Origin of the sequence: Acinetobacter sp. SM1B (genome assembly GCF_003289665.1) — a bacterium.
GTDB lineage: Bacteria > Pseudomonadota > Gammaproteobacteria > Pseudomonadales > Moraxellaceae > Acinetobacter > Acinetobacter schindleri.
Window position 1 is genome coordinate 1,712,655 of sequence record NZ_QMBM01000001.1, and the last position, 25,410, is coordinate 1,738,064.

The following is a 25,410-nucleotide window of genomic DNA, read 5'->3' on the forward strand; positions in this document are numbered from 1 at the left end:
ATTATGACATTATTTCAATGAGTTATCTATTTTTGTCGTGTACAGAGATATCAAGACTAAGCTGCTCTTTTCCTCCGATGCTTAAATGTAGTGTGGCACAGAATGAGGTGAAGCATCGGAAGGAAATAAAATGAGCTGACATTTTCCTTCCTTTTATAATCAAGTCTTATAAACAACAAAACCCTGTATTTACAGGGCTTACAGAAGCAGCAGTTCAAAATTATTTAAAATAATTCAATGGCAATTTCAAATAAGACACACCATTGGCTTCAGGCTCAGGAAACTGCCCTGCTTTCATATTAATTTGAATCGCCGGTAAAATCAGTTTCGGCATACTTAAAGTGGCATCACGCTGATGACGCATTTCGACAAACTCTGCTTTACTGGTGCCTTCGTGGATATGAATATTCTGGGTTTTCTGGGTGTGTACATCTGTTTCACAGACATAGTCATGACGTGTTGAAGGCAGATAGTCATGACACAAGAACATCCGAGTTTCAGGCGGAAGCTGATACAGTGACTGTACCGAATCGAATAAGGTTGATGCACTGCCACGCGGAAAATCGCAACGTGCTGTACCATAATCCGGCATAAACAGGGTATCCCCCACAAATACCGCATCCCCGATCACATAGCTGAGGCAGGCCGGTGTATGCCCTGGTGTAGGAATATTATAGGCATCCATTTCACCAATCTTGAAATGCTCATGATCCTCAAACAGGTAGTCAAATGGCTGCAGGGCATTAAACTGTTTCATGTCCAGATGATAAATCGCCCCAAAGGTTTCCTGTACCACAGAAATCTTCTGGCTCATGGCAATTTTTCCACCCAGTTCTGCCTTGAGATATTGTGCTGCTGTCAGATGATCTGCATGAACATGGGTTTCCAGAATCAACTCGACAGTTAAATTTTGTGCCTTAACATAGGCAATAATACGATCTGCATGTGTAGTCGATGTGCTGGCCGAGGCCGCATCATAATCCAGGACACTGTCAATAATGGCACAATGTCCGGTTGCAGGATCACTCACCACATAACTGAAGGTATTGGTGTTTTCTTCAAAGAAATCTTGCACAACCGGTTGTTGTACCTGTTTTTCCATTGAAATGTCTTGCATAGTTAAGCTCCTGACCATTTACGGTGAATCCATACACCCACCAGCATTGCTACAACAAAATAGAGCACTTGATAGTGACCCAAACCGATCAAGGTGAAACTTGGTGCCGGACAGATGCCCGCAATCCCCCAACCTGCACCAAATAAAACCGCACCCGTAATCAGTTTCTTATCTATCTGATTATTTTTAGGCAAATCAATAGGCTCATTAAATATTGTTTTCGGTTGAGCCTTACGTACTGCTTTCTGGAAGGGAATAAAGGCCACTGCAATCGCGCCCATCATGACAAAGGCCAGACTGGCATCCCAATCGCCAAACAGATCCAGGAAATCGAGTACTTTTTCCGGATTGGACATGCCCGACACCATCAGACCCACAGAGAACAGGGCACCAAATAAAAAGGCAAACACATTTTTCATTTTAGAATGCTCCTGTGATATGACGGATAATATAAAGGGTGACAAAACTTGCAAACATAAAAGTCATGGTCGCGACAATAGAACGCTTAGACAGGCGACTAATGCCACAAATTCCGTGACCGCTGGTACAGCCCGAGCCCAAACGCGTCCCAAAGCCTACCAGCAGACCTCCCACAATCATCATCAATGGGCTGGCATTCAATTCAATTTCAGGTTGTACAAACAGACCATAAATAAACGGTGTGATGATTAAACCTGATAAAAACCAGATCGCAGGCGTTTTAAATACGGTTTTTGGGTTCAATACCTGCCCAACCAAACCACTGATTCCTGCAATACGGCCATTGACGTAAAGATAGCCGACCACTGAAAGTCCGAGCATTAAACCGCCAATAAATGCGATGAGGAAGTCATGCATGATGAATCAATCCCTATACAATATACTTTTTTATATTATATAATAAAAAATAATAATCAAGCAGTTTTATGGTAAATTGTGTAAACTGCACGGGCTACATCAAAGGTTTCGAGGACATCTATGGATATGATTGCTGCAAATGCCAAAATTGATTTTTCACAGGTCGATTTCGTCAGCCAATGCCTAAAAGTTTTAGCCAATCCTGATCGTCTGAAAATCTTATGTATCTTAGTCGACGGGGAAATGAATGTTCAGGAAATTGAAGAATCTACCGATATTCATCAACCTACACTTTCACAACAGCTGACTGTACTGCGTAAGGCCGACATGGTTGGCACCCGACGTGAGGGCAAACAGATTTTCTATCGTCTGAGTGACCCCAAGGTCTTGAGCCTGATGCAAAAGCTGTACGAGCTGTATTGCGCCCAGCCCTCTTCTTAGTGCAGCCAAAAAGAAATGATCAGAAGCAGTCCGCTAAAAGCAGTAAACAGATTTAGCCATACGGGATACTGGGTGTAATAACCTTCAATAAATTCCGGCGGTCGCAGTGATGTCAACCCCCGTCGATATTGCAGGATTGAGGCGAAATTTACCAACATACCAAATACAATCACCGCAATTCCCAACCATTGTGAATAAGCTATTTTCTGTGCATAAGTGTCTGGGTCCACCAGTTGCACTAGCAGGTTGGATTTTTCAATCACAAAACCAAAAGCAATTAATGCCAAACCACTCCGATTCCACGCCAGAGCGGTTCGTTCCAAAGCAAGCAGTACCCGTGGATCATCCAAATTTGACATATCTTATCTGCTCTTCATGCTTAGCCTATCCACCAATGTAAATCTGCCTCCCTATCATGTATAGATGTTTTAAGTAAAAATTACTTTTCTATCATGTAGTTAAAATATTATTGTTCAAAAATTTCCTTGACATCCATCGCCAGGCCTTGAGTAGATTTAAATTCACCCTGATTGTTTTTCCAGGCCATCGACGGTGTGGAGAAAAAGCCGTATTTCCCCATTAGGGCCTGGTTGGCATCAATTTTTGCAGCAATTTCTGCAGGAATCTTTGCCATTTTCTTGAGCTGCTTTTTGCCTTTATTCTTGTTTATATCATTAAAAACTGCTGCTGGATCTTTCGACATTAACAATGTTGCCACCTGACCACGGCTTTCTTCACGGATCACACCGACCTGAATATGACGCAGCTGTACCTTGCCTGATTCGACCCAAGGCCGAGCCGCCTGCCAGAATTTATAGCAATATGGACAATTCGGATCGGAAAAGACATAAACCACTCGTGGTGCATCCGGCTTGCCATCCTGAATCCAAGTCGATTTTTCCAGGGTTTTCCAGACGTCGTCCAATACCGCTTTTTTCATATGCTTTTCAATCTGTTCATTGGACAGGCTTTTCCCTTGCGCATCAAACAGTTCGCCCTTGATATAGTATTTATCATCATTGGAGATAAATACCGTATTGGAGTACTGGTCTTCATGCCCCACCCAGCCGGTCATTCCTTGTGGTGCCGGAATCTGTTTTACAAACACAAAACCCTGTTTTTCAATATTCTGTTTAATATTTGCCTGCGTGTGCATGCTCATGATCAGAAACATGCCTGCACCAAGCACCTGGTTAATTTTATTCATACTACGTCCTTCCGTTTTTTAAGGTTGATCTGAAATCCTGTTTAAATATTGCTGCAACATGGCCGGACTGAGTTCCCCCATATGCCGCTCGACCAGCTGACCTTGAGCATTAAAAAACAGCGTCGTTGGCAGGCCGAAACTATTCAGCTGCTGGGGTAGTTCACCATATGGGTCCAGCAGGACATGTTTAAATTGAAACTGATGTTTTCTTAAATAGGCATTTACGGTGGCTACCTCCTCACCCTGATTGAGCATGACAAAATTCACTTGAGGATGCTGCTTGGCTGCTTTAGCCAACACCGGCATTTCACGGTGACACGGCGGACACCAGCTCGCCCACATATTAATTACCGTGGGCTGGCCAATGAACTGGCTGAGTGGAATCTTGTCTGTACCCAGATGCCCCTGTTCTAGCCCACCAAAGGCTAGATCAGGAAACGCCGCTTCAGTTTTTAGACTGGATTTGAATGCGAGCCCAAGCCCGATCCAAATTATAAAGATGATCAACAAGATGGCTTTGAATCGGGTCTGCAACTGTCTGTTTCGAATGACATACCACAAAGCACCAATCAGCACCCCTCCCCATAAATGGAAACCTTTGTCCTGGATTTTCAGTATGTCGATGGGTGCTGCAAAATACAGCTCGGCATTAAGCAGGACAAAAACAAGACGCGCACCCAGCATCCCCAGCAAAAAACTGCTCCAGAGCAAATCCTGACTTTGTCCAAGCAGCTGTTTAGACCATGAATACTTTCTGGCTAATCCAAACAGCACGGCAGATAACAGCATCAAGCCAGTGGCAACAATTATGAGTGTCCAGGGCAACATCAAAGGTCCCAGATGCAATGCATCACTGGAAATCATCATGGTTGCTCCCCTTGCAGTTGCTGCAATGTGTCTAGTAAATGTGCCGCACTAAAGCTTCCGGTCAAACGCAACTCGCGCTGCTCCTGATGCGCTGCATTTAAAAATATAAAGGTGGGTGGACCCAGGATTTGCCATTCTTTTAGCAGCTCATCCTGACTTGGATGATAGTGAGTCAGGTCTAATTTGATACGAACCACATTTTGTAAAGCCGTCTGGACATCACTACGTGGAATCACTTCCTTTTCAATCGGTTGACAGGCCACGCACCAGTCTGCATAGACATCAATCACCACCGGCTGTGCAGGATGTTTGGCTAAAACCTGTTGCAATTGTGCGGCTGTGCTGACCTTCTGCCATTCAAGCCGTGATTCTACATGGGCCACCTGTACCTGACTCCAGACATGATAGAGCTGCATGCCTCCTGCATAGACCAGTAAACCACTGAGCAGCATCAGGACTATTTTCAATACAGACCGATGCACATGGGGCAGCATCTTGAACAAGAAATAACCTGAACAGGTGATCAGTACCACACCCAAAAGGCTCAGGTATAAAATGCCGGGCAATAGAGGGCTGGCAAAATACAAAGCCAAGGCCAGCATGACAAAGCCAAAACTAAACTTCAGGCGATCCATCCAGATGCCAGGCTTGGGTAAAAGATGAGATCCAAATACGGCTGCAATAAATAGCGGCAAGCCCAGCCCAAGGCCTAAGACGAACAGATAACTGGCTCCCAGCATCGGTTGATTGAGCTGAGACACATAGATTAAGGCACCGGCCAACGGTGCACTCATACATGGCCCGACAATCAGTGCGGCGATCATACCCATAAGACCAGCACCAATCAGCGTGCCACCCTTCTGCTTTTGCTGCCATTGATCCAGACGCTGTAACATTCCTTGGGGTAAGGACAGCTGAAATGCTCCGAACAGATTAAGCGCGAACAAAACAAACAGAATGCTGAAAATACTGATGAATACCGGACTTTGAAACCAACGCTGAAAACTGTAACCAAGCTGTGCCACAGCAAATCCCATGACCGCATAGACCAGTGCCATACCCAAAACAAAGACCAGCGCAATCAGTGCAGCACGGTAACCTCGGTGCTGCTGGACCAGAATACCCGTTAAAATTGGAATTAAAGGTAAAGAACACGGTAAAAATGCCAGCAGAATGCCAAGCCCGAGAAAAATCAGGGCATTAATTAACAGACCTTGTTCCGACAGCAAACTTAAAAAATACTGGTCATTGTTCCATTGGCTATTCATGCCTGCTGACGAAGTTTGATTTTTAGGGTCTGCAATGAGCTGGTCATTTTTCTCTGTTAATTCCATCTCAGGCTGCACCACAGGTTCAGAAACTGCAGCGACTTGTATTTCCTCTACCTTTTCTTCAGTCAGGGCTTGATCTGTACTTGGAGTCTGCTCTATAGCTTGGAACTCATCTTTCTGAGCATTCAGAATTTTTTCGTTTGCTTGTGGCTGTGCAGTACTGGCCAGCAGTTTTGGTGTTTTGCTCAGGTTTTGCGCTGGAAATAGACCATCTGCATCAGTTGATACCGTGGCGCGTTGCACCGGATAACATAAACCGCTTTCTGCACAGCCCTGCCACTGCACCACAAACTGCTGGTTGGGCTGCACATTCATATTGCTTTTGACTTGCCCATAATGCACCTGGGTCAAACCGAAATTGGGATCGTCTTTGTCTTCGGGTTTGGGCAATGTTAGCTTGACTAGAGTCTGCTGAGAAGACACTTTAAGCTGGTCATGATACAGATAATAACCCTCTGCAATTTTCCAGCTAAGCTCTGCCTGATCCTGACTTGTAGAAACCACCTGAAACTGAAATGCCTGATCTGGTGGTAAAAAGTCTGCATGTGCAGTTCCCGTCATGATTCCACCGCCGATCACGGCACCCAATATCCACTTCAACATCCAGCTGATCTCCTCCTGTTAGGACTGCATTATTGAAAAACTAAAATTAAGGCAACATTAACAGCCCAAATCATTTATAAAATAATGGCAGTTTGATCAGGATGTTCTATGTTTATTGTATTGGTTGAGGATGATCCCTATATCGCACAGAGCATTTGTGCTGCTCTGAACTATCTGAATTTTTCAGTGGAGCATGTCAGTCACGCACGTGCTGCAGATTATTTTATCCGGCATAGTGCAGTCGATTTGTGTTTACTGGATTTAGGCCTGCCGGATCAGGATGGCCTGGAGTTGTTGCATAGCTGGCGACGCGACCAGATTGATCTCCCGGTACTGGTATTGACGGCGCGGCTGCGGACCGATCAGTGTGTTCAGGCCCTGAATGCCGGTGCCGATGACTATCTGACCAAACCCTTTGAACTGGAGGAGCTGATTGCCCGGATTCATGCCCTCACCCGGCGCCACCGTGGCTTTGCCTCGAATACACTGCAATTTGATGAACTGGTTCTGAACCGGGATACCCAGACTGTGACCTATCAAGACCAGGCCGTGAATTTATCTCGCCGTGAATTCAGCCTGCTGGAAACCCTGATGAGTCACCCCAACCAGATCCTGAAAAATGAACAGCTTATTGACAAGCTCTATGGCTTTCAGGACGCTATAGAGAGCAATGCCCTGAATGTACACATTTATCACCTGAGACAAAAACTGCATCCAGACTTGATTCAGACCGTTCGCGGTGTGGGCTATATTTTCAAACCGTTTGAGCAACGTCATGTTTAGTCACAGCTTGAAATGGCGTTTGGTCATGAGTCTTTTGGCCGTGTTTATTGTGTTGTGGAGTGCGGTATTTTCATGGCTGTATATTGACCTGAAACAGCGTTTACAAGACACACTGGATCAACGCTTATCGGCATCTGCACAAATGGTTGCCCGGCTGATTCAGCAGTTACCGCTGGATAGTCTGGGGGATGCAACCCTATCAAAATTAGCCAAGAATGATGATGCAAACCAGTTAATTGCCTGTGAAGTCTCTCTTTTTAGCTCTGACATCTCGTTAGGTAATCAGGTGATTGCCAAAACACGCGGTGCCCCCCAAAATTTAAGCCAGCGACCAGAAGGATTCAGCACCTGGCAGCAGGGTGATACGGAATGGCGCAGTTATGTTCTGCGTCGTGGCGATATTCAGGTGGTGGCGGCAGAACGCATGTTCTTGAGGGATATGCTACTACAGCAGATTCTGCAGTCCGTACTGGTTCCCTTGGTCTTCTCACTGCTGATCTGTATTGCCTTGATCATCTTTATTATCCGCAGACAGTTCCGGCCTTTGGATCAGCTCAGTCAATACCTGAACCAGAAAAACCTCAACTATTCACAGGCGGCAGATTTTTTAATGCAGCTCAAGCCTGCAAGTATTCCCCAAGAAGTACAGCCTTTTGTCAACAATTCCACGCAGTTGATTCAAAAACTCAATGACAGTCTGCAACAGGAGAAAGCCTTTAGTGCCTATGCTGCACATGAATTACGCAGTCCCCTGACTGCAATTAAAACCCATGTACAACTGGCCCAGCTGATCGGTCAGCAGCAGAACCTGCCTGAATCCATTCAGCACAATTTGCAGCAGGCCAATGAGAGTATCCGGCGTTATACGCTGTTACTCGAGCAGCTTTTATTGCTGACCCAATCAGAAAACAGTGTCCAAGAAATGACCGAGGCCATCTGGCTTCACCCCACTCTTGAGAAAGTTCTTGCAGACTTAGGTACGCGCTATCCAGAAATGAACGAAAAAATACAAGTGAACTGGGACAGCTTGGGTGAAATTTAGCTGCCTGAATTTGTGCTGTATACGGTACTGAAAAATCTGCTTGAAAATGCCCTGCTACATGCACAGGCTGCCCATATCTGGATTTCCATGCAGTCTGATTGCCTGGTGATTGAAGATGATGGACAACAACTGATAGCACAGGATATTCAACATTTAGGACAACGCTTCTGGCGCAAATCTGCTCAGCAGCACGGCCATGGTCTGGGACTGGCATTGGTTAAAAGCTTGCTAGGTAATTATCAATACCACCTTGGATTTCAGCAGCGTCAGCCTGTAGGACTGACTATTAAAATTCAACAATATATTCAAAATTAATTTGATTTTAATAGACCACTTTCATAAATCAAAAAATGATCGTGCTATTTATCTTTAAATGGATATTAAAAGTGCCTTCTCTCTTTGGGATAAGAAGCACTGCCTCGCAACAGGATGAGGGGGTGGAAAGCTCTTCCTAAGGAGCCTGTTTCGCAAATCTTCTATGGAGAAGGAATTGTCTTGATAGTGATTAAACATAATTTATGAAAGACTCTAATAATCATGCAAACATAAAATTCTTAATTTCCCCCCTAAAGCTGAAGTTTTATTTTCTGTTATTTAAGTTTGAGCACTTGCTCCCATGAGGATCAGTATCAATACATAGATCAAGATTTTCGCCAGCTGGCAGCTTTATTATTTTGTCCAGATGAAGTTCTGCTTTTTTAACCTCTATAGTGGTTATAGCGGCCAATTGACTTAAACTACATGTAATCCCATTCACCATGCAAAAAAAGGTGTAGGTTTTAGCTTTTGGCACTTTTTACTACTTTGTCACTGTCAATCTATATCAGTTTTTATATGTCCGCATATTCTAATTTATTATATAATTCAATGACCTATACCCGTAATTTAAAATATCCAGACAATAAAAAACCCCAGTCATTGACTGGGGTTTTTCGTATCTGGCGGAAGCGGTGAGATTCGAACTCACGGAGGGGTATAAGCCCTCGTCGGTTTTCAAGACCGGTGCATTAAACCGCTCTGCCACGCTTCCATGTGCGCCATCATACGGAGCTTTTCCTCACCTGACAAGTGAAAATTACAGTGAATGCAATCAACTGCATATAGTTTCATCAAATCCTTACAATCTGGCTGCCAGTTCAGCACCTTCACGAATCGCGCGTTTGGCATCCAGCTCTGCCGCCAGTTTGGCACCACCAATAATATGATACTTAGCTATAGTTTTTTGACCTTCAACTGGCATGATTTCTTTCACTGATTCCTGACCGGCACATACCACAATCGTATCTACGCGTAGCAATTGGTCATGTCCATCCACTTCAATCCATAAGCCTTCATCAGTAACCGACTTATACTGCACACCCCGCAGCATGCGTACACCATGTTTTTTCAATTGTGCACGATGTACCCAGCCTGTGGTTTTCCCTAGACCAGCACCAAGTGGTGTGGTTTTACGTTGGAGCAGATAAATTTCCCGGACTGGTGCTTCAACCTCCGCAGGCTGCATTCCTCCTTCAGTTACATAATTTGGATTTGGGTCTACTCCCCATTCACGCTTCCATTCCTCTACAGGCATTGGCTGGGGTTGCAATGGCGGTTTTAGCAAAAATTCAGATACATCAAAACCAATCCCTCCTGCACCAATCACGGCAACTCGATCTCCGACAGATGCTCCATTCAACACTTCGGTATAGGACAAGACCTGTGGCGCATCACTACCCGCAATCTTCAAGGCGCGTGGTACAACGCCCGTCGCCACAATCACCTCATCAAAACCTTCACGTTCCAGCTGTTCACGATTGACCTTGGTATTCAGACGTAATTCAACCCCTGTCTTTTCTATTTGAACCTTGAAATAACGAATGGTCTCATGAAATTCTTCTTTACCAGGCACTACTTTGGCCAGGTTGAACTGGCCACCGACATCGTTCGTCGCTTCAAACAGGGTCACCTCGTGACCACGTCCGGCAGCCACCGTTGCCGCTGACATACCTGCAACGCCACCACCCACAACGGCGATCCGTTTCGGTTTTTTGGTTTTGACATAAACCAGTTCAGTTTCATATCCAGCACGCGGATTCACTAAACAGGTAGCACGCTGGTTTTTAAACGTATGGTCGAGACAAGCCTGGTTGCAGGCGATACAGGTATTGATCTCATCAACACGGTTGGTCGCTGTTTTATTAACCCAGAAAGCATCTGCCAGTAAAGGACGTGCCATTTGCACCATGTCCGCCTGCCCTGATGCCAGGATTTCTTCAGCAGTATCTGGCATATTGATACGATTCGATGCGATCACCGGAACAGTAACATTTTTCTTTACTTCTGCAGTGTACTCGACGAAAGCAGCCCGTGGCACAGACGTAACAATGGTTGGAATACGTGCTTCATGCCAGCCGATCCCGGTATTGAGTAAAGTAATTCCGGCCTTCTCTAATGCTTTAGCGACGGTAATGACTTCCTGCATGGTATTACCATCATGTACCAGATCCAGTAAAGACAGACGGAAGCAGATAATAAATTTTTCACCAATCTCGGCCCGAATCGCTTTGACAATTTCCACCGCAAAACGCATCCGGTTTTCGATCGAACCACCCCAGCGATCATTACGCTGATTAACATGACGACTCAGGAACTGGTTAATCAGGTAACCTTCTGAACCCATGATTTCCACACCATCATAGCCGGCTTTTTTTGCCAGACTGGCAGTTTTTACATAGTCCTGAATAGTAGCCAGAATCTGTTTTTCTGAAAGCTGTCGTGGTTTAAAAGGAGAAATCGGGGACTTGATTGGACTCGCTGAAACCACAAAAGGTTGGTAGCCATAACGGCCCGCATGCAGGATTTGCAACAGGATTTTGGCACCATGCTTATGCACGGCATGAGTTACCAGTCGATGCGGAGCAATATCTCCCAAGGTATTCATGGTCCCGCCTGCAGGCAGTAACCAGCCCTGACGGTTTGGAGAAATACCACCCGTGATGAGCAGACCTACCCCACCTTTGGCACGCTCGCCAAAATAAGCTGCCAGTTTGGGGTAATTATAGAAACGATCCTCCAGCCCGGTATGCATTGAACCCATCACCACCCGGTTTTTAATCGTGGTAAATCCCAGATGAAGCGGTTTTAAAATATTTGCATAACGAGTCGTTGTCATGGCTATTCCCTTTGATGATGGCTTTGCAACTTGTTGCATATTACTCTAGCGTGTTTTTTATTTTTGTTTATGGCATTTTCACAAAATTATTGCTTTCTCAGGTCAACTCAGGCCTCCCACTGTTTCGCCGAGCTTTTCCATAATGCAATTGCCCCCAGTACTGTTCCTACAGGAAAACTCAACAGCATCAGCACCGCCATAACTCGGGAAAGTGTACGCCCCTCGCCCTGACCTTTCTTAACTTTCAGAGCTGCCTGAACATTGAAATAGATCAATACCAGCATTAATAGAATGATAAATCCCAGGCTGATGGTTGAAGCGGTTCTTTGCTGAGATTCAAGATAAAGAAATACTGCGCCACTAAAGATCAACAGGCCGGCATAAATGCCATGCAATACAGACAAAGTCTGATTACGCTCATGCAGTCGTGGCAGCTGGGGCGGGGTGATACTCGAATTCATAAGAGATTCCTAAAAAATTGTTATTGTTAGTTTTATCGTATCAGGACCAGGTAATGATCTCTACTTGGCATATTAAAACCCAAGAATGGATTTAAATCAGCAGTTTTTCGATCTATTGCAACATTCGTACAACCTGTATTTTCCAATGTTTTACAGATAAAAAAATGCAGTGCGAGCACTGCATGAGATAGGCCAGATCATATTGTTATTGTTGTTATTCCCAGTTTTTCTGCTTATTTCCAGTATTTCAGCTTTGAGCTATGCCCAATACCGACATTAAAACTATTGGTCGGGTCCAGCTTCTGGTAATGGTTTTTTAATGCCGGTTTGGCAATGTAGAGATGCCCTACATTATGTTCAGCCGGATATTCCGCACCACGATCATCCAGCAGCTTCCACATGGCATGTTCCATTTTCAGCGGATTAACCCCTTTTTTTACAATGTAATCCTGATGGAATACATGGCACAGGAAGTGACCATAATAAAGTTTATGTAAGATCTGCTCTTCCATCTCCTGTGGCAGGGTTTCTACCCATTGGCGGTCATTCCTACGCAGCGCAATATCCAGCGCCACAATATCTTCCACTTCACTTAAATGGGTATCACGGTAACGAATTGCTGCACCAGCTACGGCAAAACGGTGCAGAAATGCCTTACGTCCTTCGTCTTCGGTGCAGAGAAAATAGTTCCCGCCAGGATGGGCCTTAAAGTAGCCTTCAAAGAAGGCCTGTACCTGTGCCACATCCTGATTTTCAATTCTGAGAATCAGATGATGCTCATACAGATCACGGTACTCGTTCATGCGTTTTGGCAAATGTGATGGCAGCATTTTACTGATCATTTGCAGAATTTTGTCACTTAAGCCACGTAGCCCCATTTTCTGCAATATCCCATCAACCTTGTCTTTCATGGCAAATGCGGCAGGCACTTTGGCAGTACCAAATTTTTCAATGAACATAAAAGTGTCTTTGCCATATTCCGCACCGATGTCATAAGCCACACGGTGAATATATTCTCCAGCAATCGGCAGACCTGGCAGATCTTTGAGCAGAAAGCGACGGATTTCTGTTAGATCATCCTGCGAGTTGGTGCCAACATAGAACACCTGGCTTGGAATCTTTTCAAAAGTATCCAGACGCACGGCAAATACGCAAACTTTACCAGCAGAACCAGAGGCTTCAAACAGACGACTTGGATCGGCATTGAAGCGTGCCGGAGTATCAGCATCGACCTGACGCACATCCTGACTATAACGATGATCGGAAGCACAGCGATGTTCCTGCTGCTGGATATCCTGCTCATTATATTGTTTCTGTTCCAGATTTTTCAGGATCTCTTCCGGACTGTGCCCCAGATGGATACCGAGATGATTCACCAGCTCCAGTTCGCCATGTTCATTCACACGCGCATATAATGCCAGTTCAGTATAGGCCGGCCCCCGGCGAACCAAGGCTCCACCGGAGTTATTGCATACGCCACCCAGCACCGAAGCACCAATACAGGATGAACCAATCACCGAATGCGGTTCACGGTTAAATGGCACTAGCTGTTTTTCCAGTGCATCAAGTGTTGCACCCGGCAAACAGACAACCTGTTTACCCTCCTGGATCACCTGAATACCTGTCAGACGGCGAGTACTCATCACAATCACTGGACGGTCATATTCACCAAACGGCGTTGAACCACCAGTTAAACCGGTATTGGCTGCCTGCATAATCATGATACAGTCTGCTGCAACAGCAATTTGCAATACTTGCCATTGTTCTAGTAATGAACCTGGAGTGACGACCGCAAACACCTCACCTGAACCATAACGCCGGCCCTGCCGATACAGACGAGTATCGTTATCGTCCGTTAACACATGTTGCTGGCCGACCACAGCGACCAGATTGTTTAAGGTCGCAGTAGCGTCAAATGAGTTTTGCATAGTAGAGCCCCGTTTCATTTTTATGGCTATCTTTTTATAAAATCAGCCATAAGCATGTTTTGGATTTTTAATCTTGAATAGATGAAATAGCAGCAATTCTGTTGTTCCGAATTACTTTAGGATGACCACGATTTAGAGTGGTCATCCTGATTGGTTTTATTGTGAAATTTCGCAATCAAGCCTTACTAGACAATCCTGTGTAATTTCAGCAATGGTCTTGGCACCTGTTAAGGTCATGGCCACACGCATTTCCTTGTCGATCAGATCAAGAAGGTTGCTGACACCTGCCCCGCCTGCAGCACCCAATGCATAAACGAAGGCCCGACCGAGCATACAGGTGTCCGCACCCATTGCCAGCATACGCACCACATCCAGACCATTACGAATACCAGAGTCGACCAGGATTTTCAGTTCACCTTTTACCGCATCAGCAATTGGTGGCAAGGCACGTGTGGTGGATAACACACCATCTAGCTGACGACCACCATGGTTGGATACTACAATGCCATCCGCACCGAAACGCACAGCGTCTTTAGCATCTTCAGGATCCAGAATCCCTTTGATCACCATTGGACCATCCCAATAGTCACGGATCCACTCCAGATCTTTCCAGGAAATAGAAGGATCAAAGTTGGCACCCAACCAGCCGATATAATCTTCAAGGCCTGTCGGTTTACCAAGGTATTTCGAGATATTACCCAAGTCGTGTGGACGACCCATTAAGCCAACATTCCAGGCCCAGTGTGGATGCATGCAAGATTGCATATAACGGCGCATCGCTGCATTTGGTCCACTCATGCCAGAATGCGCATCACGGTAACGTGCACCCGGCACTGGCATATCCACGGTAAAGACCAGCGTTGAACAACCCGCAGCTTTGGCACGTTCCAAGGCATTTTTCATAAAACCGCGGTCACGCAGGACATAGAGCTGGAACCACATTGGGCGCTGGATCGCTGGTGCCACTTCTTCAATTGGGCACACAGATACCGTCGACAAGGTGAATGGAATACCTTTTTGGTCTGCCGCAACTGCTGCCTGTACTTCCCCACGGCGTGCATACATACCGGTCAAGCCTACAGGTGACAAAGCCACCGGCATCGAAAGGGTTTCATCAAATAATTTAGTTTCCAGACTTAGTGCTGACATGTCATTCAAGACACGTTGACGCAGCGCTACTTTTGATAAATCTTCTACATTGCGTTTCAGCGTGTATTCTGCATAAGCCCCACCATCAATATAATGAAACAGGAATGGTGGAAGACGACGTCGTGCGGCTTCACGGTAATCATTTGCAGAAGAGATAATCATAATTTAGATCCTGTTTAATCGGCTCATACGCTGCTGACGGGCTTCATCCTCATCAATCGTGCGTACTTGCTGAATGACAAACTCAATGTGTCCACAAACTGCCTGACGTGCAGCTTCTGGATCTTGACGCTCAATTGCGGCCATCACCTTAAAGTGCTGGTCCTGCAACTGATCAAAACGGTGGGCCTCGGAATAGACCTTGCGTCGTCCGAGTACCACATTAAATTGCAGCAGGTCGAACAGACTGCGCATCAACTGGATCAGCACCACATTATGCGATGCTTCGGCAATGGCAAGATGAAAACGGGCATCCGCGCGAGCTGCCTCATCGTCATCACCCAACAGCTGATAGTGCGCAATCTGGTCATAACACTGTCTGATTTTTTTTATATCATCGGGTGTGGCGCGCTGTGCCGCATACCAGGCTGTACCGCCTTCCAGAATCAGACGAGACTCCTGAACATCAAAACGGTATTCAGGATCGACATCCATCAGGTCACTTAAAGGCTGCACAATATGATGCTGTGACCAGTGATTCGGCAGTTCCTGCAAATAAGTACCGGCACCAACACGGCTCACCAGCATGCCCTGACTAACCAGATGCTGCAGCGCTTCTCGCAACGAAGAGCGCGACACACCTAACTGTTCACATAATTTACGTTCTGCGGGCAAACGGTCCCCGACCTGCATATGATTTTTTTCAATCAGATTACGCAGACTTTGTACGACTTTATCAGAGACTTTCATTGCATCGCCCTCAGTATGGTGTTATGGAATCATCCATGGGAACACATAAGCTTGTAAGGTGATAATGATACCGATCATCACCGTGAAGGTGATACTGTGTTTTACGGTAAAGCGGAATAAATCCGATTCTTTACCGACAAGACCTACTGCGGCACAGGCAATTGCAATCGATTGTGGTGAAATCATTTTACCGGTTACACCACCGCTGGTATTCGCAGCCACCAGTAATACTTCAGGTACACCGATCTGCTGAGCCGTAGTTGCCTGTAAAGCCGAGAACAATGCGTTTGCTGAAGTATCAGACCCTGTCAGGAATACACCGACCCAACCCAGGAATGGTGAGAAGAACGTGAATGCTTGTCCTGTATGTGCCAAGGCTAATGCCAAGGTTGCCGATAAGCCTGAGTAATTGGCAATAAAAGCAAATGCCAATACCATACCAATTGAGTAAATCGGTGTTTTCAGCTCATTTACTGTTTCAGCAAAGGTCGCTACAGCTTCTTTCGGTTTCATTTTCAGGTAAATGATGGTGATGATTGCAGCGATCATGATCGCTGTACCCGTCGCCGATAACCAGTCAAATTTATAGATCGCGTCGTAATCTTTCGCTTCAGCGACCACCGGCGGCAACTTTTGAATCATTTGATGCAGGAAAGGCACTTTAATGGAAATTACTAAATCACTTAAAGCCCCATCTTTGGCAAACAGATCTTTAAAGGGTTTGATGCTCCATAAAGTTACCATGGCAGTCAGTACCGCAAATGGCGACCACGCTTTAATAATTTGACCGATGCTATATTTTTGCTGGCTTGCCAAAGCAATATTGCTATCGACTTGTTTTTCATTATCAAAACGGAAAATATGTTTTGGCTGCCAGAACTTGAGTAATACCGTTAAGCTCACCAAAGATGCAATCGCTGCAGTGATATCGGGTAATTCAGGACCTACATAGTTAGCAGTCAGGAACTGCGCCAGGGCAAAAGAACCACCACCGACTAAAATTGCAGGCCAGGTTTCTTTCACACCACGCCAGCCATCCATGATTGCCATAATCCACACCAGTACGATGGGTACCATGATTGGCAACTGACGTCCTACCATCTGGCTGATTTCCATGGTGTCTACGCCTGATACCTGACCAGCGACAATAATCGGAATCCCCATCGCACCAAAAGCCACAGGTGCAGTATTCACAATCAGACATAAACCCGCAGCATACAGCGGTTTAAATCCAAGACCTACTAATAATGCAGCAGTAATCGCAACCGGTGCGCCAAAGCCTGCAGCACCTTCCAGGAAAGTACCAAAAGCGAAGCCGACCAATAACATTTGCAAACGCTGGTCTTCGGTTAATGACAGGATCGATGAGCGAATAATGTCAAATTGACCGGTCTTCACTGAAATCTTGTAAAGGAATACTGCTCCAATAATAATCCAGGCAATCGGCCACAAGCCGTAGAAGAACCCGTAGACCATGGAAGCCAATGCCATAGTGACTGGCATTTTGTAGAGAAACATTGACACCAGAAATGCCAAAGCCACAGTAATCGTTCCTGCTACACTGCCCTTCATTCTGAAAACAGCAAGAGCAAGGAAAAAGAATACAATTGGAATGAGGGCGATCGCGCTGGAAATCCAGATATTTCCGATTGGATCGTAAATTTGTTGCCACTGTTGAAGCATTCTCTACTCCTTGAAATGCTTGTTTGTTATTTCATTACAGGACATGTCCAAAAGATTATTGGTATGACCAATTTAGCATTAAACAGACCAATCTCGGTCTTTTATTCAGCCAAAGTTAATGAAATATTTAAAATACTGCAATAGCTAATTTATTAAAATATAATTGGTATGACCAATTTTTATATTAAAAGATGGAATTCAATATAAGTGATAGCTAAGCAACATCCGGTATTTAACAGGTCGAGAGAAGCAAAGGTTGAAATAAAATGAAGCCTATAGAACTTTAGTCTTAGCCCGCTTTAAAACCCTGGATTTGGCCAATTCAAGGCCATTTTTGATAGCTCTCTTTGCATTAGATTGTTTATTTTTTTGTCTATTTTTTAGATTTTGCATTTTTTTTGCGAAAACTTGCCATTTGAAAGGTGTTACAATATCTGCATTCAAAATTCTCTTTGGCCACCAATATAAGTGGTGCCTATATTATTCTATCGTTAGGATTAACAATGTCTGATAATGCAACTATCTTACAGAATGTACCTGTAGGCAAAAAAGTTGGTATTGCCTTTTCTGGTGGTCTGGATACTTCAGCAGCCCTGTTGTGGATGAAACAAAAAGGCGCAGAACCTTATGCATATACTGCAAACCTGGGTCAGCCTGATGAAGATGATTACGATGCCATTCCAAAGAAAGCTGAAGCCTATGGCGCAGTAAAAGCACGTTTAATCGACTGCCGTTTACAGCTTGCATTAGAAGGTATTGCTGCAATTCAATGTGGCGCGTTCCACATCTCAACTGGTGGTGTTCCTTACTTCAACACAACGCCACTGGGCCGTGCAGTAACAGGGACAATGCTTGTTACCGCAATGAAAGAAGATGACGTGAACATTTGGGGCGATGGCTCAACCTATAAAGGTAACGACATCGAGCGTTTCTACCGTTATGGTTTGTTGACTAACCCTGCGCTTAAAATTTACAAGCCGTGGTTAGACCAGACGTTTATTGACGAGCTTGGTGGCCGTGCTGAAATGTCTCAGTTCCTGATCGACAACGGCTTTGACTACAAAATGTCAAAAGAAAAAGCTTATTCAACTGACTCAAACATGTTGGGTGCAACTCACGAAGCCAAAGATCTTGAATACCTGAATGCTGGTATCAAAATCGTTGAGCCAATCATGGGCGTTGCGTTCTGGAAAGACGACGTTGAAATCAAACCTGAAGAAGTGTCGATCACTTTTGAAGAAGGTTTCCCTGTTGCAATCAACGGTCAACGTATCGAAGATCCAGTAGAGTTCATTCTTGAAGCGAACCGTATTGGTGGTCGTCACGGTCTTGGTATGTCGGATCAGATTGAAAACCGCATCATTGAAGCGAAATCTCGTGGTATTTACGAAGCTCCGGGTATGGCGCTGCTTCACATTGCTTATGAACGTCTGGTGACGGGTATTCATAACGAAGATACCATTGAACAATACCGTATCAACGGTCTTCGTTTGGGTCGTCTGCTTTACCAAGGTCGCTGGTTCGATTCTCAAGCGCTTATGCTTCGCGAAACTGCTCAGCGTTGGGTTGCTAAAGCAATCACAGGTACTGTAACTTTAGAACTACGTCGTGGTAATGACTACACGATTATGAACACTGAATCTGAAAACCTGACATACGAAGCTGAACGCTTAACGATGGAGAAAGGTGATTCTATGTTCTCACCAATGGATCGTATCGGTCAGTTAACTATGCGTAACCTGGACATTACGGATACGCGTGCGAAACTGGGTATCTACACAGGTGCGGGTTTACTTGCAGTGGGTACCGGTTCAGCTGTTCCACAATTAAAAGACAAAAACTAAGTTTTAGTTGTGTCAAAAAAACCGCGCAAACTGCGCGGTTTTTATTGTCTGTAATTCAGGAAAAATTTAACTGATATGCAGCGGTTTTGAATTTGCCGAAGCAATGCTCTGATAATAAATCTGATTGCGCCCCAGTTGCTTGGCACGATACAGTGCCTGATCTGCAATGCCGAGTAATTCATCTTTGGTCATGGCTTGCTCGCCGCGATAAACCGTAATGCCTAGACTTACCGTAATCTGCTTGGATACCAAAGATTTTTCATGTGGTATTTCCAGACGTTCAATTGCTTTAAAGATATTGGTAGATACTGCATAAGCCCCATGTGCATCAGTTTCTGGAAGCAGCACCACAAACTCCTCACCTCCATAACGCGCAACAAAGTCCATATGCCGGATCGCATTCTTGATAGTTTTGGCGATGGTCGAAATCACATTATCACCCTTCTGGTGCCCATAAAAATCGTTATAGTTCTTAAAGAAATCTACATCGATAAATAAAATAGCCAGAGAGCTTTCCTGACGCTGAGCGGTAGAAAAGTAAATTTCCAGCATTTCATCAAAGGTACGGCGATTCGAGATTTTGGTCAGCTCATCATGCTGGCTCAGATGTAACAGCTCGGTATTGTGAATCCGGTGAATCTGCTCACTGATCCGCGCCCGCATGGAATAAAGAAAAATCATCCGTTCACGTGCAAAAATCATATGACTAATAACAAAACCGAGCAGGCAACTTCCCAACAGAATTCGGCCAAATACCAAAAGATTAAAGTTAGCCCCAACCAGGGTCAGGCAAATAATCGTAGTTCCAGCTGCCAATACACCAGTGATCATCATCTGAATCGGCTTGACACCAGTAAGGATATAACCCAGCACATAAATAATGGTGACAATTGCCATGGATTGATGTTGCAAGGCTGCGGTCTGAATAGACATAGTCAGACATGAAGTTGAAACCAGTGCCCAGAATATCAAGACCAGTGAAGCAGGCTGAAAAAAAGGTTTTAAGCGTTCTAAACTTGAGAATAAATAGAAAACAAATAAACTAATTCCGCCATTAATAATACCTATTAAAGACAATACAAAATCATGTACAAAATATTGTTTATCGATGATCCAGTAATCGGTAGGAATAAGGATAAGGATGCCGATAAAATAGATTAATAATCCTGCCCAGACATACTGATCGGTGTGCTTACGGGCACGTTCCAGATTTTTGGTCCAGAATTCATCTTCAAGCGGTTGAGGAAAAACTCGGCTCAATTTCTGCCCAGCAATAAGCTCTTCGACTTTTTCCTTTTGATCCTGCAGTTTTGCTAAATTATACTTATATTCCATGGCAAGCATGTATGTAATTTTTTTAGTGTTTTTAAAATAACATACTTTTTTAAATTAATTCATAGTTAATGCATCTTTTGTCAGTATTTCACATTACCATTTTCGGTATAGATGCATTATCATTCATATTATTTCTCTGATTGAATTCGCCTTGAATACGATTACGATTCTCCAGCCAGATGACTGGCACGCTCACTTACGTGATGGTCTAGCACTTAAACGTACTGTTCCTGATCTAGCTCAACAATTTTCCCGCGCAATCTGTATGCCAAATCTGGTTCCACCAGTAAAAACCGTGGAAGAGGCAAACAGCTATCGTGAACGCATCATGGCGCATGTGCCGGAAGGCTGCAACTTTGATCCACGCATGGTGTTGTACTTCACCAACAATACTTCACCTGCCGAAGTTAAAAAAATCAAAGAATCTGAGTATGTGAATGCCATCAAGCTTTATCCTGCTGGTGCGACTACAAACTCGGATAGCGGTGTAAGCGATATTTCTAAAGTGTATGCAGTAATTGAGCAGCTTGAAGAACATCAGGTACCTTTATTGCTACATGGCGAAGTCACGCATAACCATGTCGACATTTTTGATCGTGAAAAACGTTTCCTGGATGAAGTACTTTCTCCATTATTAAAGCAGTTCCCGAAACTAAAGCTGGTGCTTGAACATATCACCACCAGTGAAGCGGCAAACTTTGTCCTGGAACAGGACCGTAATGTGGCTGCGACTATTACGCCACAGCATTTACTGTTTAACCGCAATGACATGCTGGTGGGTGGCATCAAGCCGCATTTCTACTGCCTGCCGATTTTAAAGCGCCAGACACATCAGCAAACTCTGCTGGAAGTCGCGACCAGCGGTAATCCTAAATTCTTCTTGGGCACAGATAGTGCGCCGCACTCAAAAAATGCCAAAGAAAATGCATGTGGTTGCGCAGGATGTTATAGTGCGCCCACTGCAATTGAACTTTATGCTCAGGCATTTGATCAGGTCGGCAAAATTGACCGTCTGGAAGGTTTTGCGAGCCACTTTGGTGCTGACTTCTATGGCCTTCCTCGCAATACCAATACCATTACTCTCGTAAAACAAGATCAAGTGATTCCTGAGAGTCTGGACTATTTGGATGGTGAACAGATTATTCCGTTATATGCGGGTAAAACCATTCAATGGAGAAAAGTGTGACAAATGAAACTCTCCCAGTCATTGGTCAACGTTTCCGTGGATTCCTGCCTGTTGTTGTCGATGTAGAGACAGCGGGCTTTAATGCACAAACTGATGCCTTGCTGGAAATCGCTGCCATTCCTATTATTTTTAATGAGAAAGGTGAGTTTGTGCCGGGCCCTGCTCACCATGCACATATCAATCCATTTGAAGGGGCAAACCTTGACCGCCGTTCGCTGGACTTTATTGGGATCGATCCCTCTAATCCGATGCGTATTGCAATGGCCGAAGATGAGAAAACTGCGCTTAAACGTATTTTTAAATCTGTCAATGAAGTACGCCGCCAGCAAAACTGTACCCATGCCGTTCTGGTCGGTCATAACGCCCATTTCGATTTAGGCTTTGTACAGGCAGCTATTGCACGTACAGGAACCAAAAACCAGAACCCATTTCATAGTTTTTCTGTCTTCGACACAGTGACTTTGAGCGCGGTGATGTTTGGTCAAACCGTACTGGCAAAATCCTGTATTCAGGCCGGTATCGAGTTTGATGGCAAAGAAGCCCATTCTGCGTTATACGACACGCAGAAGACAGCTGAACTGTTTTGCTATATTTTAAACAAACTCACCCCACACCTGCTTGACACTTTGGTGGCGGATCAATAAGATACCGCCATCTTCTAAACGTCCCTATCGTCTAGAGGCCTAGGACATCGCCCTTTCACGGCGGTAACCGGGGTTCGAATCCCCGTAGGGACGCCATCTATTTTCCTCTGTCTTTTTATTTCTATTATTCAGCTATTTAAGTCGATTAAATTCCGCACACATAAAAAACCTATTAATGCAAATAATTCTCATTATTATTGATTATTACACCAAAGTTAATGATGATCACTTTCATTATCTTTTACAGATTCAACCCTTCTCATGCGTTTTGCTTATTCAACACTTTCTATTGCAGTTCTAACAACATTATCAACCTCTAGCTTTGCAGAAGAATCAAATTATCAAGAATCCATCCTTAATGAAGCTACGGTTAAGTTCAACACGATTATTATTGAAGTTCAGCAAGAAAATGAATTTGGAAAAACCATTTATTCAAAAGAAGACTTAGAAAAGACGCCGAATAGCTCTAAAAATATTACTGACTTTTTAAAAGTAAATCCGAATGTGCAGTTTAGCAATGAACATATGGCAGCCAGCTCACAAGCTGATTTAAAACCGACTGAAATTTCGATTCATGGTGCACAATCATTTAATAATAAATTTGTGGTCAATGGCGTCAGCAACAGCAATAACCTCGACCCTGCTGGTTCAGGAACAACCAACTACGGTGCAGTGTCTGGCGGTTCACAAGGTGTGGCAATCAACACGGATTTATTGTGTAATTTAGAAGTATTAGACAGCAACATTAGTGCAAAACACGGTGGCTTCACCGGTGGTGTGGTTCAGGCAGAAACCTGTGCGCCTAAATCTGAAATTGGCAAAGTCCATGGTAGCATCACTTATGACTATACAGAAAGTGACTGGAACCACTACCACTTAAAAACTGATGCAGACAAAGGACTTTTTGAAGGTTCATCAACCCAGTCAAACCAAAAAGAGTATGTTCGCCAAGGTGTTAGTGCCAATATTTTTGCTAAGCTTTCAGAGGTCTATGGCTTCGATTTCTATGCTTCACAACGTAAATCAGCAATTCCTGTTGAAAGTGGCTTACCTGCACCAAAACAAATTGATCAAGAAAAACGTAATACCAATGTCGGCGGAACCTTGTATGTCGATCCAAATGCAGACACCAGTATGAAATTCGGTTTCGCTTTAGGTGATTTGGAAGACAATACTTACGCAGACAAACGTCGTAACTCTCACAGCAGCACCAATAATCAATCAGCTTTGATTTTCGCGGAGATGCAACAAAAACAAGATTGGGGACAATTAACACACAAGCTCAATTACCAAAAAATTAACAATGCCCGTGAATCAACATCTGATCGTGGCATAAACTGGATGTATGCAGCAGGGAGCAAAGACTGGGCGAATACTGAAAAAGTATGGGAAGGTGCAACCTCTGCAGATATTGATTTAAAACAATCTTCTGTGAGTTATGGGTTAGATGCGGTATTTAATAACTTTAAATTTGCAGACACCGACCATCAAATCAGCGCCGGTTTTACCTATCATTATGATGATGTACAATGGGAACGTACCAAAGATTTCTCAACTTTCTATGGCGTGACATCAGGGAAAACCCAAAACTTGTTTGATCTTAAAGGTCAACAATGTCAAATCAATGATCCCCTCTGCGATGAAAATACCACGGCTGTATTCCTGAACAATAAAGTCCCTACGGTCTTTGATGGCCAATACTTTAAAAAGGGTAATGTATACAAAGCAGGCAGCTTTGCTGGTCAATATCATCAAGCAGCCTTGTATCTAGAAGATAATATTCATTGGAACAACCTCAATGCCCGTCTAGGTGTGCGTGCTGATTATGATGAATCAAATAACAATCTTAACTTTGCACCACGTAGCAGCATTAGTTATCAGCCTTTTTCCAATAAATTATTAACCCTGACTTCAGGTTGGAACCGCTACTATAATGCCCCAACGTATATGACGGACTTGCGTCAACATCTGACCTCATTAGATTTTGACATCAGCCGTGCTGATCAAAATTCTGAATGGGTTGAAGAAGTAAAAGTTTCAGCCAATGATACACGCCGCAAGGATCTTAAAACCCCATTTGCAGATGAATTTGTCCTTGGGTTTAATAGCCAATTTAAAAACACCAATCTCAGCTTAAAATGGGTGAATCGTCAGTATGATGATGAAATCACCCGTAATAGAACTGATATTCCAAATGACTATTTTACTTATTCTTATGAGTTTGATAACAGCGGTTATGGCGAAAATGATACCGTCACACTCGAACTTAATACGATTGAGCCACTTAAATTTAAAGGCACTCAACATAATTTAGGCTTAGCGGTCAATTACTCGGATGTGTACCGTAGCGCACCAGATTATACGGAAAACTTTACCGAAGAAGATCTTCAGAAGCTGATTTCCTTTGATGGCAAAATTATGCCTTATGGTGACCGCCCTGCATCAAACTATAACCAACCGATTACTGCACGTGTCATGTGGAATATTGGCTTTGATTCTCTTCCTTTAAAAATTTCCAACTTCTTTAGCTATAAAGACACCTATGAGCAAGTGTTAGAAGCGAGCTCTGCTGACAAAGTGGTGCATGATGGCGTTAAAATCGATACTTATACGCTACAAGATGTAAAACCTCGTTTTACATGGGATGTGCGCACTACCTATGATTGGAAAGTTTCAAAAGATTATTCAGCGATTTTTGGCTTAACGGTCAATAATATTACTAACCGCAATAATCTATATGTGAGTGGAAGCAAACTGTACTCTGAAATTGGCCGCCAATTTATCGCAGATATCACTTTTAAATTCTAACTCATGGACAAGAGCACTCAGGTGCTCTTTTTAATTTGCTTAGGCTATAATTACTGCAATTTCATTTCTTGCATTTGTGCC

Annotated in this window: 20 protein-coding genes, 2 tRNA genes and 1 pseudogene; 8 read left to right on the top strand and 15 right to left on the bottom strand. The window is 44.1% G+C overall.

The features are described from left to right. Positions 1-220 precede the first annotated feature (220 nt). Genes C8322_RS08275 through C8322_RS08285 form a run of 3 tightly spaced genes read right to left on the bottom strand, consistent with a single transcriptional unit; the run spans position 221 to position 1,954 of the window. Complete coding sequence (locus C8322_RS08275) at positions 221-1,117, bottom strand: MBL fold metallo-hydrolase (protein ID WP_111810503.1); 897 nt, start codon at positions 1,115-1,117, stop codon at positions 221-223. A 2-nt stretch (positions 1,118-1,119) separates the two neighbouring features. Beyond that, positions 1,120-1,536, bottom strand: coding sequence for a DUF6691 family protein (locus C8322_RS08280; RefSeq protein WP_111810504.1), 417 nt, complete (start codon positions 1,534-1,536; stop codon positions 1,120-1,122). Position 1,537: 1 nt separating this feature from the next. Then, a complete protein-coding gene (locus tag C8322_RS08285) occupies positions 1,538-1,954 on the bottom strand; it encodes a YeeE/YedE family protein (RefSeq protein ID WP_111810505.1) in 417 nt (138 codons plus the stop codon). Between the two features lie 120 nt (positions 1,955-2,074). Between C8322_RS08285 and C8322_RS08290 the strand changes: the two genes are divergently transcribed. Beyond that, on the top strand, positions 2,075-2,395 hold the full coding sequence (locus C8322_RS08290) for an ArsR/SmtB family transcription factor (protein WP_004810630.1): 321 nt from the start codon (positions 2,075-2,077) through the stop codon (positions 2,393-2,395). Here C8322_RS08290 and C8322_RS08295 read toward each other — a convergent pair. The 4 genes from C8322_RS08295 to dsbD form a co-directional block, all read right to left on the bottom strand. After that, entirely contained in the window at positions 2,392-2,754 is a 363-nt protein-coding gene (locus tag C8322_RS08295; RefSeq protein ID WP_004646570.1) for a YidH family protein, read from the bottom strand. The two genes, C8322_RS08290 and C8322_RS08295, sit on opposite strands and share 4 nt — an antisense overlap. Positions 2,755-2,861: 107 nt before the next feature. Further along, entirely contained in the window at positions 2,862-3,602 is a 741-nt protein-coding gene (dsbG, locus tag C8322_RS08300) for a thiol:disulfide interchange protein DsbG (protein ID WP_111810506.1), read from the bottom strand. Between the two features lie 18 nt (positions 3,603-3,620). After that, positions 3,621-4,469 (bottom strand): TlpA disulfide reductase family protein, encoded by an 849-nt coding sequence (locus C8322_RS08305; protein WP_111810507.1) that lies wholly within the window; start codon positions 4,467-4,469, stop codon positions 3,621-3,623. Further along, a complete protein-coding gene (gene dsbD / locus C8322_RS08310) occupies positions 4,466-6,403 on the bottom strand; it encodes a protein-disulfide reductase DsbD (protein ID WP_111810508.1) in 1,938 nt (645 codons plus the stop codon). The genes C8322_RS08305 and dsbD overlap by 4 nt, the downstream gene beginning before the upstream one ends. Positions 6,404-6,511: 108 nt before the next feature. On the opposite strand from dsbD, the gene C8322_RS08315 reads away from it, so the two are divergent. Then, positions 6,512-7,186 carry a response regulator transcription factor gene (locus tag C8322_RS08315; protein ID WP_004893711.1) on the top strand — a complete coding sequence of 225 codons (675 nt, stop codon included), beginning with the start codon at positions 6,512-6,514 and terminating at the stop codon, positions 7,184-7,186. After that, positions 7,179-8,543: pseudogene (locus C8322_RS08320) on the top strand (ATP-binding protein). The gene C8322_RS08315 and the pseudogene C8322_RS08320 overlap by 8 nt, the downstream one beginning before the upstream one ends. 624 nt (positions 8,544-9,167) lie before the next feature. Here C8322_RS08320 and C8322_RS08330 read toward each other — a convergent pair. From C8322_RS08330 to lldP, 7 genes are all read right to left on the bottom strand, one after another. Then, a tRNA-Ser gene (locus C8322_RS08330) sits at positions 9,168-9,258 on the bottom strand. 87 nt (positions 9,259-9,345) lie between these two features. Beyond that, positions 9,346-11,382 (bottom strand): NADPH-dependent 2,4-dienoyl-CoA reductase, encoded by a 2,037-nt coding sequence (locus C8322_RS08335; protein ID WP_004810648.1) that lies wholly within the window; start codon positions 11,380-11,382, stop codon positions 9,346-9,348. 107 nt (positions 11,383-11,489) lie between these two features. Beyond that, positions 11,490-11,843 (bottom strand): hypothetical protein, encoded by a 354-nt coding sequence (locus tag C8322_RS08340; protein ID WP_004810650.1) that lies wholly within the window; start codon positions 11,841-11,843, stop codon positions 11,490-11,492. A 233-nt stretch (positions 11,844-12,076) separates the two neighbouring features. Beyond that, positions 12,077-13,771, bottom strand: a complete 1,695-nt coding sequence (gene dld, locus C8322_RS08345; RefSeq protein WP_004810652.1) for a D-lactate dehydrogenase — start codon at positions 13,769-13,771, stop codon at positions 12,077-12,079. A 156-nt stretch (positions 13,772-13,927) separates the two neighbouring features. After that, complete coding sequence (gene lldD / locus C8322_RS08350; RefSeq protein ID WP_111810509.1) at positions 13,928-15,082, bottom strand: FMN-dependent L-lactate dehydrogenase LldD; 1,155 nt, start codon at positions 15,080-15,082, stop codon at positions 13,928-13,930. Between the two features lie 3 nt (positions 15,083-15,085). Continuing rightward, positions 15,086-15,829 (bottom strand): transcriptional regulator LldR, encoded by a 744-nt coding sequence (gene lldR / locus C8322_RS08355; protein ID WP_004810656.1) that lies wholly within the window; start codon positions 15,827-15,829, stop codon positions 15,086-15,088. Between the two features lie 21 nt (positions 15,830-15,850). Continuing rightward, a complete protein-coding gene (lldP, locus tag C8322_RS08360; RefSeq protein WP_004810658.1) occupies positions 15,851-17,512 on the bottom strand; it encodes an L-lactate permease in 1,662 nt (553 codons plus the stop codon). Between the two features lie 503 nt (positions 17,513-18,015). On the opposite strand from lldP, the gene argG reads away from it, so the two are divergent. Next, positions 18,016-19,356 carry an argininosuccinate synthase gene (argG, locus tag C8322_RS08365; RefSeq protein ID WP_071321044.1) on the top strand — a complete coding sequence of 447 codons (1,341 nt, stop codon included), beginning with the start codon at positions 18,016-18,018 and terminating at the stop codon, positions 19,354-19,356. A 66-nt stretch (positions 19,357-19,422) separates the two neighbouring features. Here the strand turns inward: argG and C8322_RS08370 are convergent, their stop codons facing one another. After that, positions 19,423-20,691, bottom strand: coding sequence for a GGDEF domain-containing protein (locus C8322_RS08370; protein WP_048881591.1), 1,269 nt, complete (start codon positions 20,689-20,691; stop codon positions 19,423-19,425). Positions 20,692-20,842: 151 nt separating this feature from the next. On the opposite strand from C8322_RS08370, the gene pyrC reads away from it, so the two are divergent. The 4 genes from pyrC (at position 20,843) to C8322_RS08390 (ending at position 25,329) form a co-directional block, all read left to right on the top strand. Beyond that, the gene (gene pyrC / locus C8322_RS08375; protein ID WP_004893685.1) at positions 20,843-21,877 is read left to right on the top strand and encodes a dihydroorotase; all 1,035 of its coding nucleotides are present in this window, start codon (positions 20,843-20,845) and stop codon (positions 21,875-21,877) included. Beyond that, complete coding sequence (gene rnt / locus C8322_RS08380; protein WP_008303612.1) at positions 21,862-22,521, top strand: ribonuclease T; 660 nt, start codon at positions 21,862-21,864, stop codon at positions 22,519-22,521. Before pyrC ends, rnt begins: the two co-directional genes overlap by 16 nt. A gap of 20 nt (positions 22,522-22,541) precedes the next feature. Further along, positions 22,542-22,617: transfer RNA gene (locus tag C8322_RS08385), tRNA-Glu, on the top strand. A gap of 165 nt (positions 22,618-22,782) precedes the next feature. Next, positions 22,783-25,329, top strand: a complete 2,547-nt coding sequence (locus C8322_RS08390) for a TonB-dependent receptor plug domain-containing protein (RefSeq protein WP_048881572.1) — start codon at positions 22,783-22,785, stop codon at positions 25,327-25,329. Positions 25,330-25,410 lie beyond the last annotated feature (81 nt).

What these genes read in the sequence shown, in the direction of transcription:
- C8322_RS08290 (WP_004810630.1), top strand. Translation starts at nt 2,075, where the DNA reads ATGGATATGATTGCTGCAAATGCCAAAATTGATTTTTCACAGGTCGAT.
- C8322_RS08370 (WP_048881591.1), bottom strand. Translation starts at nt 20,691, where the DNA reads ATGGAATATAAGTATAATTTAGCAAAACTGCAGGATCAAAAGGAAAAA.
- argG (WP_071321044.1), top strand. Translation starts at nt 18,016, where the DNA reads ATGTCTGATAATGCAACTATCTTACAGAATGTACCTGTAGGCAAAAAA.
- lldP (WP_004810658.1), bottom strand. Translation starts at nt 17,512, where the DNA reads ATGCTTCAACAGTGGCAACAAATTTACGATCCAATCGGAAATATCTGG.
- C8322_RS08305 (WP_111810507.1), bottom strand. Translation starts at nt 4,469, where the DNA reads ATGATGATTTCCAGTGATGCATTGCATCTGGGACCTTTGATGTTGCCC.
- lldD (WP_111810509.1), bottom strand. Translation starts at nt 15,082, where the DNA reads ATGATTATCTCTTCTGCAAATGATTACCGTGAAGCCGCACGACGTCGT.
- rnt (WP_008303612.1), top strand. Translation starts at nt 21,862, where the DNA reads ATGGAGAAAAGTGTGACAAATGAAACTCTCCCAGTCATTGGTCAACGT.
- C8322_RS08340 (WP_004810650.1), bottom strand. Translation starts at nt 11,843, where the DNA reads ATGAATTCGAGTATCACCCCGCCCCAGCTGCCACGACTGCATGAGCGT.
- C8322_RS08275 (WP_111810503.1), bottom strand. Translation starts at nt 1,117, where the DNA reads ATGCAAGACATTTCAATGGAAAAACAGGTACAACAACCGGTTGTGCAA.
- dsbG (WP_111810506.1), bottom strand. Translation starts at nt 3,602, where the DNA reads ATGAATAAAATTAACCAGGTGCTTGGTGCAGGCATGTTTCTGATCATG.
- dsbD (WP_111810508.1), bottom strand. Translation starts at nt 6,403, where the DNA reads ATGTTGAAGTGGATATTGGGTGCCGTGATCGGCGGTGGAATCATGACG.
- C8322_RS08295 (WP_004646570.1), bottom strand. Translation starts at nt 2,754, where the DNA reads ATGTCAAATTTGGATGATCCACGGGTACTGCTTGCTTTGGAACGAACC.
- C8322_RS08315 (WP_004893711.1), top strand. Translation starts at nt 6,512, where the DNA reads ATGTTTATTGTATTGGTTGAGGATGATCCCTATATCGCACAGAGCATT.
- C8322_RS08280 (WP_111810504.1), bottom strand. Translation starts at nt 1,536, where the DNA reads ATGAAAAATGTGTTTGCCTTTTTATTTGGTGCCCTGTTCTCTGTGGGT.
- lldR (WP_004810656.1), bottom strand. Translation starts at nt 15,829, where the DNA reads ATGAAAGTCTCTGATAAAGTCGTACAAAGTCTGCGTAATCTGATTGAA.
- dld (WP_004810652.1), bottom strand. Translation starts at nt 13,771, where the DNA reads ATGCAAAACTCATTTGACGCTACTGCGACCTTAAACAATCTGGTCGCT.
- C8322_RS08335 (WP_004810648.1), bottom strand. Translation starts at nt 11,382, where the DNA reads ATGACAACGACTCGTTATGCAAATATTTTAAAACCGCTTCATCTGGGA.
- C8322_RS08390 (WP_048881572.1), top strand. Translation starts at nt 22,783, where the DNA reads ATGCGTTTTGCTTATTCAACACTTTCTATTGCAGTTCTAACAACATTA.
- C8322_RS08285 (WP_111810505.1), bottom strand. Translation starts at nt 1,954, where the DNA reads ATGCATGACTTCCTCATCGCATTTATTGGCGGTTTAATGCTCGGACTT.